The organism is Pseudomonas putida (assembly GCF_028682395.1).
Lineage (GTDB): Bacteria > Pseudomonadota > Gammaproteobacteria > Pseudomonadales > Pseudomonadaceae > Aquipseudomonas > Aquipseudomonas putida_AB.
On sequence record NZ_JANHLC010000004.1, the window covers coordinates 334,544 to 351,421 of the forward strand.

14 protein-coding genes are annotated in these 16,878 nt (G+C 62.5%); all 14 read right to left on the bottom strand.

All coding sequences use genetic code 11. From position 1 onward, the window contains the following. Positions 1-63 precede the first annotated feature (63 nt). Positions 64-798, bottom strand: a complete 735-nt coding sequence (locus NPS46_RS12765) for an amino acid ABC transporter ATP-binding protein (RefSeq protein WP_274108069.1) — start codon at positions 796-798, stop codon at positions 64-66. Beyond that, the gene (locus NPS46_RS12770) at positions 791-1,750 is read right to left on the bottom strand and encodes an amino acid ABC transporter permease (RefSeq protein ID WP_425312739.1); all 960 of its coding nucleotides are present in this window, start codon (positions 1,748-1,750) and stop codon (positions 791-793) included. The genes NPS46_RS12765 and NPS46_RS12770 overlap by 8 nt, the downstream gene beginning before the upstream one ends. A gap of 102 nt (positions 1,751-1,852) precedes the next feature. Further along, positions 1,853-2,650: a transporter substrate-binding domain-containing protein gene (locus tag NPS46_RS12775; RefSeq protein WP_274107641.1), complete on the bottom strand. Its 798-nt coding sequence runs from the start codon at positions 2,648-2,650 to the stop codon at positions 1,853-1,855. Between the two features lie 165 nt (positions 2,651-2,815). Continuing rightward, positions 2,816-5,386, bottom strand: coding sequence for a glucans biosynthesis glucosyltransferase MdoH (gene mdoH, locus NPS46_RS12780; protein WP_274107643.1), 2,571 nt, complete (start codon positions 5,384-5,386; stop codon positions 2,816-2,818). Further along, entirely contained in the window at positions 5,379-7,091 is a 1,713-nt protein-coding gene (locus NPS46_RS12785) for a glucan biosynthesis protein G (protein ID WP_425312731.1), read from the bottom strand. The genes mdoH and NPS46_RS12785 overlap by 8 nt, the downstream gene beginning before the upstream one ends. 297 nt (positions 7,092-7,388) lie before the next feature. Next, positions 7,389-7,826, bottom strand: coding sequence for a D-aminoacyl-tRNA deacylase (gene dtd, locus NPS46_RS12790; protein ID WP_274107647.1), 438 nt, complete (start codon positions 7,824-7,826; stop codon positions 7,389-7,391). Next, positions 7,823-8,794: a prolyl aminopeptidase gene (gene pip / locus NPS46_RS12795; RefSeq protein WP_274107649.1), complete on the bottom strand. Its 972-nt coding sequence runs from the start codon at positions 8,792-8,794 to the stop codon at positions 7,823-7,825. Before pip ends, dtd begins: the two co-directional genes overlap by 4 nt. A 111-nt stretch (positions 8,795-8,905) precedes the next feature. After that, positions 8,906-9,709 carry an N-formylglutamate deformylase gene (gene hutG / locus NPS46_RS12800; protein WP_274107651.1) on the bottom strand — a complete coding sequence of 268 codons (804 nt, stop codon included), beginning with the start codon at positions 9,707-9,709 and terminating at the stop codon, positions 8,906-8,908. Between the two features lie 10 nt (positions 9,710-9,719). Further along, positions 9,720-10,925, bottom strand: a complete 1,206-nt coding sequence (gene hutI / locus NPS46_RS12805; protein ID WP_274107653.1) for an imidazolonepropionase — start codon at positions 10,923-10,925, stop codon at positions 9,720-9,722. Between the two features lie 35 nt (positions 10,926-10,960). Further along, a complete protein-coding gene (gene hutH, locus NPS46_RS12810; RefSeq protein ID WP_274107655.1) occupies positions 10,961-12,493 on the bottom strand; it encodes a histidine ammonia-lyase in 1,533 nt (510 codons plus the stop codon). 10 nt (positions 12,494-12,503) lie between these two features. Next, on the bottom strand, positions 12,504-14,027 hold the full coding sequence (locus NPS46_RS12815; RefSeq protein ID WP_274107657.1) for an HAL/PAL/TAL family ammonia-lyase: 1,524 nt from the start codon (positions 14,025-14,027) through the stop codon (positions 12,504-12,506). A gap of 57 nt (positions 14,028-14,084) precedes the next feature. Beyond that, positions 14,085-14,915, bottom strand: coding sequence for a quaternary amine ABC transporter ATP-binding protein (locus NPS46_RS12820; RefSeq protein ID WP_274107659.1), 831 nt, complete (start codon positions 14,913-14,915; stop codon positions 14,085-14,087). Continuing rightward, on the bottom strand, positions 14,912-15,763 hold the full coding sequence (locus NPS46_RS12825) for an ABC transporter permease (RefSeq protein WP_274107661.1): 852 nt from the start codon (positions 15,761-15,763) through the stop codon (positions 14,912-14,914). Before NPS46_RS12825 ends, NPS46_RS12820 begins: the two co-directional genes overlap by 4 nt. A 44-nt stretch (positions 15,764-15,807) precedes the next feature. Continuing rightward, positions 15,808-16,776: an ABC transporter substrate-binding protein gene (locus tag NPS46_RS12830; protein WP_274107663.1), complete on the bottom strand. Its 969-nt coding sequence runs from the start codon at positions 16,774-16,776 to the stop codon at positions 15,808-15,810. Positions 16,777-16,878: the final 102 nt, after the last annotated feature.

A 16,878-nucleotide genomic window follows, 5' to 3' on the forward strand; every position in this document is an offset into this window, starting at 1 on the left:
GGGACCACAAAGCTGCAGGCGGCCAGCCAAAAGCTCGCCGCGTGCAGCCTGAGAACTACCGCTTTAGAGCACTTGCCTGAGGAAGGCCTGGGCTCGTGGATCCTTGGGAGCGGCGAAGAATGCTTCGGGCGGCGAGTCTTCCAGTAGCTTGCCGTGATCGAAAAACAGCACCCGATCCGCCACTTCCCGGGCAAAGCCCATTTCGTGGGTCACGCAGACCATGGTCATGCCTTCCAGCGCCAGGGTCTTCATGACATCCAGCACTTCACCGACCATTTCCGGGTCAAGCGCCGAAGTCGGCTCGTCGAACAACATGACCTTCGGATCCATGGCCAGTGCACGGGCAATCGCCACGCGTTGTTGCTGACCACCGGACAGGCGTGACGGAAACTCATTAGCCTTCTGGCCGATCCCGACCTTTTCCAGCAGCGCCAGGGCCTTGGCCTCGCGCTCGCGCTTGTTGCGCTTGCGCACCACTTTCTGCGCCAGGCACAGGTTTTCCAGCACGGTCATATGCGGGAACAGGTTGAAGTGCTGGAACACCATGCCCACTTCACGCCGATAGGCGTTGATATCGGTCTTGGGGTGCGCCAGGTCCAGGCCGTCGATGCTCACCGAACCGGCATCGAACTCTTCCAGGCCATTGAGGCAGCGCAGGAAGGTCGACTTGCCCGAGCCGGACGGGCCGATCACCACCAACACTTCACCCTTGGCCACCTGGGTGCTGACGTTATCCACCGCGCGAACCACTTGCCCACGGGTATCGAAGATTTTTACCAGGTCGCGGACTTCAATCACTTTGCGCAAGCCTCCGCTCTAGCCGGCTGGCGATTTTCGACAGCGGCAGGTTGATCATCAAATACAGGGCCGCCACGCAAAACAGGATCTCGAACGGCGAGAACGAGGTGGTAATCACCTCACGCCCACTCTTGAGCAACTCGGTAATGGCAATGACCGACACCAGGGAGGTGTCCTTGACCAGGCTGATAAATTGCCCGGCCAGCGGTGGCAGCACGCGCTTGAACGCCTGCGGCAGCACCACATGGCGCATCGACTGGCCAGCGCTCAGGCCCAGGGAACGCGCAGCCTCGCCCTGGCCACGGGCAATCGACTGCACCCCAGCCCGAACGATCTCGGCGACATAGGCGCCGGTGAACAACGACAGCGCGGCGATCCCGGCAAACTCCCGGGACAGGTTGAGCACCGTGCCGATAAAGAAATAGAAAATAAAGATCTGCACCAGCAGCGGCGTACCGCGCACCAGTTCGACATAGATCGTCGAGAGGTCGCGCAGGGTCGGGTTGCTGGAGAGCCGGCACAAACCGGTAAACAGCCCGATCACCAGGCCAAGCACACCGGAGACCAGCGAGAGCCACAGCGTGGTCCACAGGCCCCATAGCAGCGGCCCAGCCGCCCAATGACGGGTGACGCCAACCACATCCCCTTCAGCCACATCGTCGCCCTGGGCGACCAGCAGGCTGCTCTCGTCGACATTGAGGTGCTGCTCGTCACCGGCATCGTTGCGCAGGATCACTTCGGCCTGGCCGCCCTTGCGCACGATCTCGCTGACGATGGAAATATCGGCGGCGCGCTGGGGCTCTTCCGCCTGATAGGCGAAATACTGCGGCACCCGGTTCCAACGCCATTCGTAGGACATCAGTGACGTGGCGTAATACAACGCGCCCGCCAGGCCGACCAGCACCAGCACGGTCAGCACGTGCCAGGGCCATTGGGCTTTTCTTTGCTTGATCAATTTGCAGCTTCCGTAGGGGCCATTAACACGCAATCGCGAGCCGGCTCGCTCCTACCGCAGGCAGGAGCGAGGCTCGACAACACAGGCCGCAATGGGCGGTTATTCCATATCCTTGAGCCAGGCGGTGTCTTTGAACCACTTGTCATGGATACGATCGTAGGTGCCGTCTTCGTGGATCTGGTGCAGGAAGTTATTGATCCAGTTGAGGCTGTCGTAGTCGCCTTTCTTCAGGCCGAAGGCCAGCGGCTCGTAGGTGAAAGGCTTGTCGAGGAAGACCAGCTTGCCGTTGCCGACCTTGTTCAAGGCCACAACGTTGTAAGGCGCGTCATAGATGAAGGCATCGGCCTTACCGTTGACCACGTCGAGCACGGCTTCCTGCTCATTGTCGTAACCGTGGTACTTGGCCTTGGCGATCAGCTTCTTGGCGACCATTTCACCGGTCGTGCCCAGCTTGGAGGTGATGCGATAGTCAGCGCTGTTCAGGTCCTTATAGGAAGTGACCTTGCCTTCGAGCTCCTTGCGAATCAGCAGGGTCTGGCCAACCACGATAAAGGGGTCGCTGAAGTTCAGGCGCAGATTGCGTTCCTGGGTCAGGGTCATGCCGCTGCCGATCATGTCGAACTTGCCGGTCAGGAAGGCCGGGATAATGCCGTCGTAGGCGGTAGAGACCAGCTCCAGCTTGACGCCCATGGCCTTGGCCATGGCTTTGAGCAGGTCGACTTCAAAGCCGATGATCTCGCCGCGCTTGTTGGTCATTTCAAATGGCATGTAAGTCGGGTCCATGCCGACCTTGAAGGTGCCGCGCTTGACCGCGTCGTCGATGGCGCCCGCCTGTGCCGCAGTCACTGCAACCAGTGCCGAAACCCCGAGCAGCAGTCGCGAAAGATACTTCTTCATCCCCAATCCCCTGAACTGATTTTATTTTCATCCGGGCGCCAGTCGGCGCACCTGTTCGGGGAGCGATGCTAACGCACTCGGGAGGTAGTACAAGGGTTTTACGACAGAATAATTACCGCCAGGCCAAGCAAAACGGCCTTGAGTCTGCACCCAAGGCCGTTTCGTTTAGGCCGGTTGGCCTATCGCCGTATGCGGCTGCAGCGGCAGCAACGGTGCATGGGGATCGGCCGTCACCGACTGACGCCAGGCGTGCAGCCAGCCTTCATGGCCTTCACCCCAGACCTGTGCATGCAGGCGAGCCAGGGCCACTGGATCGCTGAGCAGTTGCAGGCGCGCCGTGTTGTCGAGCCCTTCGGGGCCGACCTTCAGGGCATGACGCACACGCTCGGTACGCAGCCACTCGATGGGCTCGGCCTGGCCATGACGGGCCGTGGCCAGGGCACACGCCAGGGCGTTCTGCTGCGGATCGACCACGGCGCGGATAAAACCGTCGTTGAGCGCATGCCAGCGATTTTCGTGGGTGTAGCGATCCGTCGACACCAGCTCCTGGGGCGGGGCGTATTCCTCGGGGATCAGGAACAGGCTTTCGTCGCGCGAGCGCAGGCCCAGGTTGGTCCGGCTGGAAATCACCGACACCGGGATCGACAGCATCAGCGAACCGACAATCGGCACCAACCACCACAGGAAGCTCGGGTTGAGCCAGATCACCAAGGCCGCCCAGGCCGCACCCAGCAGGGTTTGCGGCCCGTGACGGCGAATCGCCTCGCTCCATGGCGTGGAGTCGTCGTCACGCTGGGGCGAATTCCAGGTCGCCGCCCAGCCGAGGAACGCGGCCAGCACGAAGCGCGTGTGGAAAATCATCCGTACCGGCGCCAGCAGCATGGAGAACAACATCTCCAGCAGCATCGACAGGGTCACCTTGAACTTGCCACCAAATTCTTTCGCACCCTTGGCCCAGATCAGAATGATGCTCAGCAGCTTGGGCAGGAACAGCAGCACGATGGTGGTCGAGAACAGGGCAATCGCCTTGTCCGGATGCCATTGCGGCCACAGCGGATACAGCTGGCGCGGCTCCAGGAAGTACTGCGGCTCCATCAGCGTATTGACCGCCAGCAGGGCCGTCGACAACACCAGGAAGAAGAACCATAACGGCGCCGACAGGTACGACATCACGCCGGTCAGGAAGACCGCTCGATGCACCGGGTGCATGCCCTTGACCAGGAACAGGCGGAAGTTCATCAAGTTGCCGTGGCACCAGCGACGGTCACGCTTGAGCTCATCGAGCAGGTTGGGCGGCAGTTCTTCGTAGCTACCCGGCAGGTCGTAGGCAATCCATACGCCCCAACCCGCGCGGCGCATCAGCGCGGCTTCAACGAAGTCGTGGGACAGAATCGCCCCGGCGAACGCGCCCTTGCCCGGCAATGGCGCCAGGGCACAGTGCTCGATAAACGGCTTCATGCGGATGATCGCGTTGTGCCCCCAGTAGTGGGACTCACCCAACTGCCAGAAGTGCAGGCCAGCGGTGAACAGCGGACCGTAGACCCGCGTGGCGAACTGCTGCATGCGCGCATAGAGGGTGTCCATGCCCGACGCCTTCGGTGCGGTCTGGATAATGCCCGCATCCGGCGTGGCTTCCATCAAGCGCACCAGGCTGGTCAGGCACTCGCCGCTCATGACGCTGTCGGCGTCGAGCACCACCATGTACTTGTAGTCACCGCCCCAGCGACGGCAGAAGTCGTCGAGGTTGCCGCTCTTGCGCTTGACCCGACGCCGACGGCGACGATAGAAAATCTTGCCGAAGCCCTTGGCCTCACGGCAGACATCCAGCCAGGCCTGTTGCTCGGCCACGCAGATATCGCTGTCGTTACTGTCGCTGAGCACGAAGAAGTCGAAGCGATCCAGGTCGCCCGTGGCCTGCACCGACTCGAACGTCGCGCGCAAACCGGCGAACACCCGTGCAACGTCTTCGTTGCAGATCGGCATGACCAATGCGGTCCGCGCGTCCTTGGCAATCGGCTCGTTCCCGGCGCTCGCCCCGGAAATCCGGTACTTGTCGCGACCGGTCAACAACTCCAGAAAGCCCATCAGCGCGGTCCAGAAACCGGCGGAGACCCAGCAGAACAGGATCCCGAACAGAATCAGGATGCTGGTTTGCAGGGCATAAGGCAGCACCTGCTGGGCGGTGACGGCCAGCGGCTGGTGCAGCACTTCTTCCAGGTCGACGAACGCCCAGCCCTGGTACGGCATGATGCCTTTCATGTACCAGCCCGCGACGATGGTCTGGCCGAGCATCAACACCAGCAGGATGTAGCGGCGCATCGAACCGACCCAGCGCCAGCGCGCATTGGGCAGCTCACGCGTGTCGGGCTTGGGCGCCGGCGGGTTGCTGCGCCCGGTCAGGCGCCGCCAGCCGCGCACCAGGATATTGGTGCGCCATGGCTCCGGCACGACTTTGGTCCGACGGATCGGTGGCGTAGCCTTGAGGCAGACCCGGCCACTGGCGTCGACCGTCAACATCTCGGCCTCTTCCAGCTCGCCTGCGCTATCGAGCGTCAGGCGCCGCCCTACCGACGCCTGCACGGCGTCGTCGGGTGCTTGGCCAGGCTGGGCAGCCAGACGTTCATGCAACTCGGCAAACGAGGTGCAGCTCGCCAACTCGGCGCGCTGCTGATCGCTGAGCGGCAAGTGCGCCAGGTACTCACCGAGGGTTTCGGGCACGGCTTGAGTGTTACTCATCGGCTGGCAACTGGTAGCTCCAGGTCTCGGTCAGCACTTGTTCAGTCTTGACCGGCTCCGGTGTGGACGGGGCCGCTTCGGTAGCAGGCTGCTTGGCCTCCTTGCCCTTGGCAGCATCCTTGACCGCTTTTTCATGTTGCTTGGCCGCGACCTTGTCCGCCTTGGCCACCTGCGAGGACGCCTTGACGGGCTCCGGTACAGGAATGTCCTTGACCAGGGCCGCACGCATTTCAGTGGACTTGCCCGGATCCTTGATCTTCATCCGCAGGGTCAGGCGCCAGCCTTGGGTCTCGGGGTTGTAGCGCACGCTGTTTTCCACCAGCTCGGCGTTGTCGCCGACGCTGACGACGCTGCGCACTGGCGCATCTTCCGGCAGGGCCTTGAGGGACGGCCCTTCGAAGTCGACCAGATAGGCGACGCTGCCATCGACCTGGCGGATCAGGTTCGACTGCTTCACATCACCAGTAGAGCGCAGGGTCTGCTTGACCCAGGCGCTGTCCGCCGGATGCAGCGCAGCTTCGTCGGTGGTCCAGTGCAGGCGATAGGCGAAGTCCATGGGCTGGCCCGGCTCCGGCATTTTTTCCGGGCTCCAGAACGCAACGATATTGTCGTTGGTTTCATCGGCCGTCGGGATTTCCACCAGGTCGACAGAACCTTTGCCCCAGTCGCCCTTTGGCTCGATCCAGGTGCTTGGGCGCTTGTCGTAGCGGTCGTCGAGGTCTTCGTAGTGGCTGAAGTCACGCCCGCGTTGCAGCAGGCCGAAACCCCGCGGGTTTTCCACGGTGAAGTTGCTGACCGCCAGGTGTTTCGGGTTGTTCAGCGGACGCCAGATCCACTCGCCATTGCCGGCATGGATCGCCAGGCCGCTGGAGTCGTGCAGCTCGCGACGGTAGTTGAGGATCTTGGACGGCTGGTTGGCGCCGAACAGGAACATGCTGGTCAGCGGGGCGATGCCGAGCTTGCCGACGGACTCACGCAGGAAGACCTGCGCCTTGACGTCGACAATGGTATCGGTGCCCGGACGCAGGGTCAGGCGGTAGGCGCCGGTCGCTCGTGGCGAGTCCAGCAGGGCAAAGATCACCAGGTGCTTGTCGGCCGGCTTGGGCCGCTCGATCCAGAACTCGCTGAACCGCGGGAACTCTTCACCGGACGGCAGCGCGGTATCGATCGCCAGGCCACGGGCGGACAGACCGTAGACATGACCCTTGCCGACGACGCGAAAGTAGCTCGCGCCCAGCATGGTCATGATTTCGTCCTGCTTGTCCGCCTTGTTGATCGGGTACAAGACACGGAAACCGGCATAACCGAGCTTCTCGGTGGCCTTGGGGTCGAACTTGACATCACCGAAGTCGAAACGCGACGGATCGTATTTGATCTCTTCGACGCTATTGGCCGTGATTTCGTTGATTTTCACCGGCGTATCAAAGTGCATACCCTGGTGATAGAACGACAGCTTGAAGGGGGTCTTCAGGTCAGCCCATTCCGCTTTTTCATTGCGAAAACGGATCTCCTGATAGTCCGCGAACTTCATCTCGCGGAACTCGTTCGGCAGATTACTGCGCGGGGCCTCGTACTTCTGCCCGGCCAGGGTCTTGGCCTGGGCCGCCACATCATCCAGGTTGAATGCCCAGAGCTGTCCCGCGCTGAGCAGGCAAAGCAGAGCAGAGCCTGTCAGCAATGCTTTACGCAAGCGTGTAGCAGGCATTTTTTGTGCATTACAGGGACTAACAATCACGAGCAACCCTCGCCGAAAACAGATCAAAAAACCAACGGCCAGCTATCTATATGCCAGGTTGGCGAGCATTGTTCCGACTCCGAAAGGGCTTAATGATTCCCTGGACGGCTTCGGACAAGTCTCTACCTAAAGTCAAAATGGACCAACGAACGCCGATCCCCGTAGCGCGCGATTATCTAGTAGGCCGCGTGACAACGCATCAGGGGGAACAAAGTATTTATCGCGAAAAAACAGCGTTTTCAGCCAAAAACGCTGTTTTTCGACATTTTAGGTCTGCAACAGAAAGGTTACCGGGCCGTCGTTGACCAAATGCACCTGCATATCCGCGCCAAAACGCCCCGCCGCCACCGGTTGATGCTGGCGTTGTGCGGCCTGCAAAAGATAGTCGAAAAGTGCCTGGCCCAACGCCGGAGGCGCCGCGGTGGAGAAGCTAGGGCGCAGGCCGCTGCGCGTATCGGCCGCCAAGGTGAACTGGGAAACCAGCAGCAAACCGCCGCCAACATCCGCCAGGGACAGGTTCATCTTGCCCTCGGCATCGCTGAACACCCGGTAGTTGAGCAGTTTGTGCAGCAACTTGTCGGCATTGGCCTCGGTGTCGCCGGGTTCGACGGCAACCAGTACCAGCAGGCCGTTATCGATGGCCCCAACCACTTCCCCCGCCACTTCGACCCGCGCGCCGCGCACGCGCTGGAGCAGGCCCTTCATGCTTCTTCGAGGGGCAGGTCGAGCAGACGCCGGGCCATCTGGTCGGCAGCGCGCACCAGGGCATCGGTAATCCCCGGCTCCGACGCAGCATGGCCGGCGTCGCGGATCACCTGCAACTCGCTGTTGGGCCAGGCCTGGTGCAGTTCCCAGGCATTGTCCAGCGGGCAGATCACGTCGTAGCGGCCATGGACAATCACCCCCGGCAGATGGGCGATCTTATGCATGTCGCGAATCAGTTGGTTAGGTTCGAGGAAGGCGTTATGGGTGAAGTAATGGCATTCGATCCGGGCAATCGACAGTGCGCGCTGCGGTTCAGAGAACCGATCAACCACCATCGAGTTCGGCCGCAGCGTCGCGGTGCGACCTTCCCAGGTCGACCAGGCCTTGGCCGCGTGCATCTGGGCAATCTGGTCGGTGCCGATCAGGCGTTTGTGGAAGGCGCTGAGCAGGTCGTCGCGCTCGTCCAGCGGGATCGGTGCCACATAGTCCTGCCAGTAATCCGGGAACAGGCGGCTGGCGCCGGCCTGGTAAAACCACTCGATTTCCTGCGGGCGGCACAGGAAGATCCCACGGACAATCAACCCGTGCACACGCTCCGGGTGGGTCTGCGCATAGGCCAGTGCCAGGGTCGAGCCCCAGGACCCACCGAACAGTACCCACTTTTCGATGCCCAGATGCTCGCGGATACGCTCAAGGTCGGCGACCAGGTCCCAGGTCGTATTGTTTTCCAGGCTCGCGTGGGGTGTCGACCGCCCGCAGCCGCGCTGATCGAACGTGACAATGCGGTACAGGTTGGGATCGAAAAAACAGCGGCTCTGGGCATCGCAACCCGCGCCCGGGCCACCGTGGATAAAGACCACCGGCAGGCCTTCGGGGGAGCCGCTTTCATCGACATAGAGCACATGCGTCTGGTCCACGGCCAGATCGTGCCGGGCGTAGGGTTTGATCTGCGGGTACAAAGTCTGCATTGCGCGCTCCGGAGGGGGTCGGGTCATCCCTGGGGGGACGTGGTTCGTTCTGCCGTTGGGCATCATAAACCCGAATCGCGTAATGAGCATGTCCTTGAATAAATTGTGTGTTTAGCCCGCGTAATGCCCGCGCGCCCAGTCCAGCAGTCCTTCCAGCAATTGCCTGAGCACCGCCTGGGTCGGCGCCGCCAGGTCCGGCCGATAGCGGAACGGCTCGACCTCTTCCATATAGGTACTTTGCGCCAGCTCCAGCTGCACGGCGTGGATCTGCGCGGCCGGGGCGCCATAGTGCCGGGTGATATGCCCGCCCTTGAAGCGGCCGTTCAACACATGGCTGTAGGCAGGGTGCTGCGCGCAGATTGCCTCCAGCCGGCGGGCCAACTGCGGGTCACAACTGGCGCCATTGAACGTACCCAGGTTGAAGTCAGGCAGCTTGCCGTCGAACAGGTGGGGAATCAGCGAGCGGATCGAGTGGGCATCGAACAGCAAGGCATAGCCAAACTCGGCTTTGAGCCGCGCCAGCTCCTGGCGCAGGGTTTCGTGATAAGGCGTCCAGATATGCGCCAGGTAGCCGGCACGCGCTTCAGCCGACGGCACCCTGCCTTCGCGAAACAGCGGCACACCGTCGAACAGCGTGGCGGGATACAGCCCGGTGGTGGCGCCAACATATAAAGGCTGGTCATCGGCCGGGCGATTGAGGTCGATGACAAAGCGCGAGTACTCGCCAGCCAGGGTGCTGGCGCCCAGTTCGGCGGCAAATTCATAGAGCAACGGGATATGCCAGTCGGTGTCCGGCAGGCTTGCAGCCTGTTCTATCAAACCAGCCTCGACAGCCGGGGTCAGGCGTACGCCCGCGTGGGGCATGCTGATCAGCAAGGGCACGCGGCCCTGCTTGAAACTCAATACCGGGTCCATGGGGACTCTCCTAGATCAGTACTTCGCGGCCATGGCGCACGATGCGTTTCTCCAGATCACCGCCCAGCCAGTAGGCCAGGTCCGCCGGGCGCTCGATCCTCCAGGCGACAAAGTCGGCGACCTTACCCACCTCCAGCGAACCATGGGTTGCGCCCAAGCCCAGGGCCGTGGCGGCATGCTGAGTGACACCCGCCAGCGCCTCCTGCGGCGTCAGGCGAAACAGCGTGCAGGCCATATTCAGCATCAGACGCAACGACAGCACCGGTGAAGTGCCGGGGTTGAGGTCACTGGCAATCGCGATTTTCACCCCATGCCGACGCAGGGCGTCCATCGGCGGCAAGCGGGTTTCGCGCAGAAAATAGAACGCCCCCGGCAACAGGACCGCGACCGTGCCGGCCTGCGCCATGGCCACGGCATCCGCCTCGGTCATGAACTCCAGGTGATCCGCCGACAGTGCCTGGTAGCGCGCCGCCAGGCTGGAGCCATGCAGGGACGACAGCTGTTCGGCGTGCAACTTGACCGGTAGGCCCAGCTCCCGCGCCGCAATAAATACCCGCTCGACCTGAGCCGGTGAAAAGGCCAGGTGCTCGCAGAAGGCATCCACCGCATCGACCAGCCCCTGCGCCGCCAGGGCCGGGAGCATCTCGGTGCAGATATGCTCGATATAGTCGTCGGCACGCTCGGCGTATTCGGGCGGTAGCGCATGGGCGGCCAGGCAGGTACTGCGCACCGTCACCGGCAGCACCTCGCCCAGGCGGCGGATAACCCGCAGCATCTTGCGCTCATTGGCCAGGTCCAGCCCGTAGCCGGACTTGATCTCGACCGTGGTCACGCCTTCACGCAACAAGTTGTTCAGGCGCTGGCAAGCACTGCTGAACAACTCGTCCTCACTGGCCGCACGCGTGGCTCGCACGGTACTGGCGATGCCACCACCGGCGGCGGCAATCTCGGCATAGCTGGCACCTTGCAGGCGCTGCTCGAACTCCGCGCTGCGGGTGCCGCCAAACACCGCATGGGTGTGGCAATCGATCAGCCCCGGGGTGACCCAGGCGCCGTCCAGATCCTCGACGAGCCCATAGTCGTCTGCGGGCAGCTCGCTTCGCGGGCCGATCCATTCGATCTGCGTCCCGCGGGTCACTATCGCAGCATCCTCGATCATCGAGTAACTGCCTTGGGCCATGCTCGCCACATGGCAGTTGTGCCAGAGCGTCTTCATCTCTCTATTCCTTGTCGGTGCGAACGGGCTCGCGATTACAAACTGGGCAACAGTTGCGCCGGTACCAGCGCATTCAGGCAGCGGGAGGCCAGCAGTTGCCCGGCCGCCTCGATATCCGGGGCGAAGAAACGATCCTTGTCGTAGTACGCAACCTTCTCGCGCAGCACTGCCCGGGCCTGCTCAAGACGGGGTGAGGTCTTCAGCCCCGCACGCAGGTCCAGGCCCTGGCAAGCGGCAAGCCACTCCACAGCCAGGATCACCCGGGTGTTTTCGGCCATTTCCCAGAGACGCTTGCCGGCCGCCGGGGCCATGGACACATGGTCTTCCTGGTTGGCCGAGGTGGGCAGGCTGTCGACACTGTGGGGATGGGCCAGGGCCTTGTTCTCGCTGGCCAGCGCGGCCGCGGTGACCTGGGCAATCATAAAGCCGGAGTTGACCCCGCCATTGGCCACCAGGAACGGCGGCAACTGGGACATATGTTTGTCCATCATCAACGAGATCCGTCGCTCGCTCAGCGAGCCTATCTCGGCAATGGCCAGGGCCAGGTTGTCGGCGGCCATGGCCACCGGCTCGGCATGGAAATTCCCCCCGGAGAGCACATCCCCCTCGGCGGCAAAGACCAGCGGGTTATCCGAGACGGCGTTCGCCTCGACAGCCAGCACCTCGGCGGCCTGGCGCAACTGGGTCAGGCAGGCCCCCATCACCTGTGGCTGGCAGCGCAGGGAGTAGGGATCCTGGACCTTGTCGCAGTTCTGGTGGGACGTCGAGACTTCGCTGCGCTCGCCCAGCAGGTGGCGATAGCTGGCCGCCGCATCGATCTGCCCGCGCTGGCCGCGGGCCGCATGAATGCGTGCATCGAAGGGCGCACGCGAGCCCAGTACCGCCTCGACGGTCAGGCTGCCGCAACTCAGCGCGGCGGCGAACAGGTCTTCACCCTCGAACAGCCCACGCAGGGCAAACGCCGTGGAGACCTGGGTGCCGTTCAACAAGGCCAGGCCTTCCTTGGCCGCCAGCGTCAGCGGTTGCAGGCCGGCCTGCTTCAGCGCCGTCGGCGCATCCAGCCACTGCCCCTGAAAACGCGCCTTGCCTTCGCCCAGCAGTACCAGCGACATATGGGCCAGCGGCGCCAAGTCACCAGACGCCCCCACCGACCCCTTGAGCGGAATATGCGGATAGACCTGGGCATTGATCAACGCGATCAGCGCATCGATCACCTGCCGACGGATCCCGGAAAAGCCCCGGCTCAAGCTGTTGACCTTGAGCACCATGATCAACCGCACCAAGGCATCGCTGAGCGGCTCGCCAACGCCGGCGGCATGGGACAGCACGAGGGAACGCTGGAGATTTTCCAGGTCTTCGCGGGCAATCCGCGTCGAAGCCAGCAAGCCAAAACCGGTGTTGATGCCGTAGGCGGTGCGATTTTCGGCCAGGATCTGCTCGACACAGGCCACGCTCGCGTCGATGGGCGCCGCAGCGCTGGCATCCAGACTCAGTTGCAGCGGCTGCTGATAAATAGCGCGCAGTTGGGCAAGGCTTAGCTGGCCGGGAATCAGGGTTAGCGCAGTCATCTTGTGCTCCTTATCGCAGATTCGGTAACAGCAATGCCAGAGATTGAGGGTCCTTGAGAATGGCCGCACTGCGGGCAATATCCGGCGCCAGCCAGCGATCCTGCTCATACGCAGGTACATGCTCGCGCAGCAGACGCCAGGCCAGCGCCGTGCCGGCACCGAAGCCCTGCTCACGCAGAAACTCGAAGGCCTGGGCCGCCAGCAGGTATTCGATGGCAAGGATCTGCGTGCAGTTTTCCAACAGTTGCAGCAACTTGAGCGCGGCATTGGTTCCCAGGCTCAAGTGATCCTCCTGCAGCCCCGATGTGACGTAATTGTCCAGGACTGCGGGTTGGGCCAATTGGCGGTTCTGCGCGCACAGCGACGCGGCCACGTACTGGACAATCATCATCCCGGAGTTAACCCCCGGCTGGCTGACCAGAAACGCCGGCAGGCCGCTGACATGGGGATTGATCAGGCGATCCAGGCGACGCTCGGCAATCGAGCCGATTTCCGCCATGGCCATGGCCAGCAGATCGGCCGCCATGGCCACCGACTGGCCATGAGGATTGGCCTGGGACACCACCCGATAGTGTTCCGGGGTGCCAAGCAGCATGGGGTTGTCGGTGACGGCATTGAGCTCGGTTTCGATCTGCACCCGTGCGTGCTCCAACTGGTCACGGGCTGCGCCGTGAACCTGCGGGATCGAACGGATACTCAAGGCGTCCTGGGTGCGGATGCCCTGGCTGGCGGCAATCACCTCACTGTCCGCCAACAGCGCCCGCAGATTCTCGCCGACCACCTGCATGCCTCGATGGGGTTTGAGGGCAATGATCTCGGCATCGAAGGCGGCGATCTGGCCGCGCTGGGCCTCGAAACTCATGGCGCCGATCACGTCGGCCCATTGCAGAAGGTGAGTCGCATCAGCCAGGGCCAGGCAGCTCAGGCCGGTCATGCAGGGCGTGCCATTGACCAGGCACAGGCCGTCCTTGGCTCCCAACTGCGCAGGCGCCAGGCCTTCGGCGGCCAGCGCCTGCTCTGCCGGGACGATCTGCCCCTGGTAGCTGACCTGGCCCACGCCGAGCAGGGTGATGCCGATATGCGCCATATGGGTCAGGTAGCCGACCGAACCCTGGGACGGCACCTGTGGCGTGATACCCCGGTTGAGCAACGCCAGCAGGGCCTCGACCACCGAGCGCTGAATACCCGATTTGCCCTGGCTGTAATTGGCGATGGCGGCGCACATGATGGCCCGCGTCTGTTCGTCGCTCAGCACCGGGCCGACGCCGCAGGCATGGCTGAGCAGGGTATTGCGCGACAACTGGGCCAGTTGTTCCTGTTCCAGTGACACATTACATAAGGCGCCCAGGCCGGTATTGACCCCATAAGCTCGCTCGCCACTGGCAACGATGCGCCGGACAATGGCCTGGGCATTTTCGATCCGAGCCCAGACCGGGTTCGACAGCGCCAAGGGCGCGCCGTGACGGGCGACTGCCACCACATCCTGCCAGCGCAGTGGCGCCTCGGCGATTAAGACTGTTTCAACCAACGACATACTGCACGCCCTCACTGATTTCGTTTGGGCCGCCGGGCGGCCCCCTGACACCAACCATTATTCGATGGTCGCGACCCGTCGCTGGACAAACCGATCGACGTACTCGTCGGCCGGCGTATGGAGAATCTCCCGCGGCGTGCCGACCTGGATCAGTCGACCGTCCTTGAGAATCGCGATGCGGTTGCCGATGCGCACCGCCTCGTCGAGGTCATGGGTGATGAAGACAATAGTCTTGTGCAGGGTCTTCTGCAGCTCGAGCAACTGGTCCTGCATTTCGGCGCGAATCAGTGGATCGAGGGCACTGAATGCTTCGTCCATCAGGATGATGTCGGTGTCGGCCGCCAGGGCCCGGGCCAGGCCAACCCGCTGGCGCATGCCGCCGGACAGTTGGTGCGGATACTTCTTTTCGTAGCCCTTGAGGCCTACGGTATTGATCCAGTGCTGGGCGCGCTCGCCGCAATAGGCCTTGCTCTCGCCCCGAACCTTGAGGCCATAGGCGACGTTGTCCAGCACGCTCTTGTGCGGCAACAGGCCGAAGCTCTGGAAGACCATGCTGATCTTGTTGCGCCGAAACTGGCGCAGGGCTTCCATGTCGTATTGCAGGATATCCACACCGTCCACCAGGATCGCTCCGCTGGTGGGGTCGATCAGGCGGTTGAAATGGCGGACCAGGGTCGACTTGCCGGAGCCGGACAGGCCCATGATCACGAAGATCTCACCGGTACCAATGGTCAGCGATAAGTCATTGACCCCAACCACGCAGCCGGTGGCGGCCAGCACCTGGTCCTTGCTGCTGTTCTGGCGAATCATCGCCAGGGCCTCATCGGCGCGGGCGCCGAAGATCTTGAAGACATTGCGCACTTCGATCTTGCTACTGGCCTCACTCATTTGCTCACCTCATGTCGCGGGCGACCATACGCCTGGGTAATGCGGTCGATGACCACGGCAAGAATCACAATCGCCAGGCCGGCCTCGAGCCCACGTCCGACGTTCAGAGTCTGGATACCCACCAGCACATCTTCACCCAGGCCACGGGCCCCGATCATCGAGGCGATCACCACCATCGACAGCGCCATCATGGTGGTCTGGTTGATCCCGGCCATGATGCTCGGCAGCGCCAGTGGCAACTGCACGCCGAACAACTGCTGCCAGCGGTTGGCGCCAAAGGCGTTGATCGCCTCCATCACCTCGCCATCGACCTGGCGAATCCCCAGGTCGGTCAGGCGGATCAGGGGCGGCGCGGCATAGATCACCGTGGCGAAGATTGCCGGAACCTTGCCCAGGCCGAACAACATCAGTACGGGAATCAGGTACACGAAGCTGGGCATGGTTTGCATGATGTCGAGCAACGGCATCAGCACCGAGCGCAACCGATTGCTGCGGGCCGACAGAATGCCCAGGGGGATGCCGATCAGGACCGAAATCAGCGTCGCCACCAGCATCAACGCCAGGGTCTGCATCAGCTTGTCCCAGAGCCCGACCGCGCCGACCAGAAACAGCAGGCCGACAATCACGGCAGTGGTCAGCAGCTTGCGCGTGGCGTGCCAGGTGATCCCGCCAACGATGGCCAGCATCAGCCACCAGGGCGCCATGCGCAGCAGCCCTTCCAGGTTGACGATGGCCCACAGCAGGGTGTCGGAGATGTGTCGGAACACATCGCCGTAGTTGGTCACCAACGAGTCAACCCAGGCGTTGACCCAGTCGGCGATGGAGAAGGTGAAACGTTCGGGAAACATAAGGTGCTCTCGATCAAGTGGAGGGAGCCAGGCTCCCGGCCGGCCTACAGCGCTGCGTCGATTTTCTTCGCAGCATCCTCACTGACCCAGGCGTGCCAGACCTCTGGATGCTCCTTGAGAAAGAGCTTCGCCAGCTTGGGCGACTCGATGCGCTCCCGGGTCATGCGGGCCAGGTTCTGATTGAGCAGGTCGATCGGCAAGTTGGCTTTTTCCAGCACCGCCACCAGCTCGGGCGCCTCGTCATGGAAGGTCTTCGACAGGCCGACCTTGATGGTCACGGTCTTGTCGACACCCGGTTTTTCATCGAGCTTGACCAGCTCGACCTGGCCCATTAGCGGTGTTGGCGACCAGTAATAGAACAGGATCGGCTCGCCGCGCTTGTAGCTCGACAGCACCGCAGCATCCAGCGCCGGGCCGGTGCCCGGACGGAAGTTGGTGTAGCTGCCTTCAAGGCCGTAGCGCTTGAGCATCTCGCTGTTGTCCAGCTCACAGGTCCAGCCGGCGGGGCAATTGTAGAAGCGGCCTTTGCTCGGTTCTTCCTGGTCCTTGAACACCATGGCGTAGCGGCTCAGGTCGGCAATGCTCTTGAGGTCCGGGGCCTTGGCTTCGAGCTTGCGCTTGGCATCGCCTTCGATCACATAGCGCGGCACATACCAGCCTTCGACCGCCCCCACCACCGGCGCACCGACACCCACGACCTTGCCGGCCTTCTCGGCCTTCTTCCAGACCTCGCTGCGCCCGACCCACTCTTCGGCAAAGACCTGGATATCATTGCTGCTCAGTGCGTTTTCCATGGTGATGGAGTTGCCCGGCAGGCTATCGGTCTTGCAGTCGTACCCCTTGTCCAACACGATCTGGAGGATATCGGTGAGCAGCATGCCGCTTTCCCAATTCAGGCCGGCAAACTTCACCGGCTTGCCGGACTCGCACCAGCCCGCAGCCTGGCTCGCGCCAACGCTGCCCAAAAGGCCTAGGGAAACAAACGTGGTCAGCAGGGTCTTGGTCATTCTCATTGTGTGACGCTCCTAATCATGAAAGGGATAACGGCAGTCAAGAGGCATCCAGCCCTGTCAACGTCCAATCCGGGTGCCACGCACGCCCCTTGTGCTTGAGCC

Coding starts and splice junctions, on each gene's coding strand:
- NPS46_RS12785 (WP_425312731.1), bottom strand. CDS start 7,091: ATGCCTGCTACACGCTTGCGTAAAGCATTGCTGACAGGCTCTGCTCTG.
- hutH (WP_274107655.1), bottom strand. CDS start 12,493: ATGACTGCGCTAACCCTGATTCCCGGCCAGCTAAGCCTTGCCCAACTG.
- dtd (WP_274107647.1), bottom strand. CDS start 7,826: ATGAAGGGCCTGCTCCAGCGCGTGCGCGGCGCGCGGGTCGAAGTGGCG.
- NPS46_RS12775 (WP_274107641.1), bottom strand. CDS start 2,650: ATGAAGAAGTATCTTTCGCGACTGCTGCTCGGGGTTTCGGCACTGGTT.
- mdoH (WP_274107643.1), bottom strand. CDS start 5,386: ATGAGTAACACTCAAGCCGTGCCCGAAACCCTCGGTGAGTACCTGGCG.
- NPS46_RS12820 (WP_274107659.1), bottom strand. CDS start 14,915: ATGAGTGAGGCCAGTAGCAAGATCGAAGTGCGCAATGTCTTCAAGATC.
- NPS46_RS12815 (WP_274107657.1), bottom strand. CDS start 14,027: ATGTCGTTGGTTGAAACAGTCTTAATCGCCGAGGCGCCACTGCGCTGG.
- hutG (WP_274107651.1), bottom strand. CDS start 9,709: ATGGACCCGGTATTGAGTTTCAAGCAGGGCCGCGTGCCCTTGCTGATC.
- NPS46_RS12825 (WP_274107661.1), bottom strand. CDS start 15,763: ATGTTTCCCGAACGTTTCACCTTCTCCATCGCCGACTGGGTCAACGCC.
- NPS46_RS12830 (WP_274107663.1), bottom strand. CDS start 16,776: ATGAGAATGACCAAGACCCTGCTGACCACGTTTGTTTCCCTAGGCCTT.
- pip (WP_274107649.1), bottom strand. CDS start 8,794: ATGCAGACTTTGTACCCGCAGATCAAACCCTACGCCCGGCACGATCTG.
- hutI (WP_274107653.1), bottom strand. CDS start 10,925: ATGAAGACGCTCTGGCACAACTGCCATGTGGCGAGCATGGCCCAAGGC.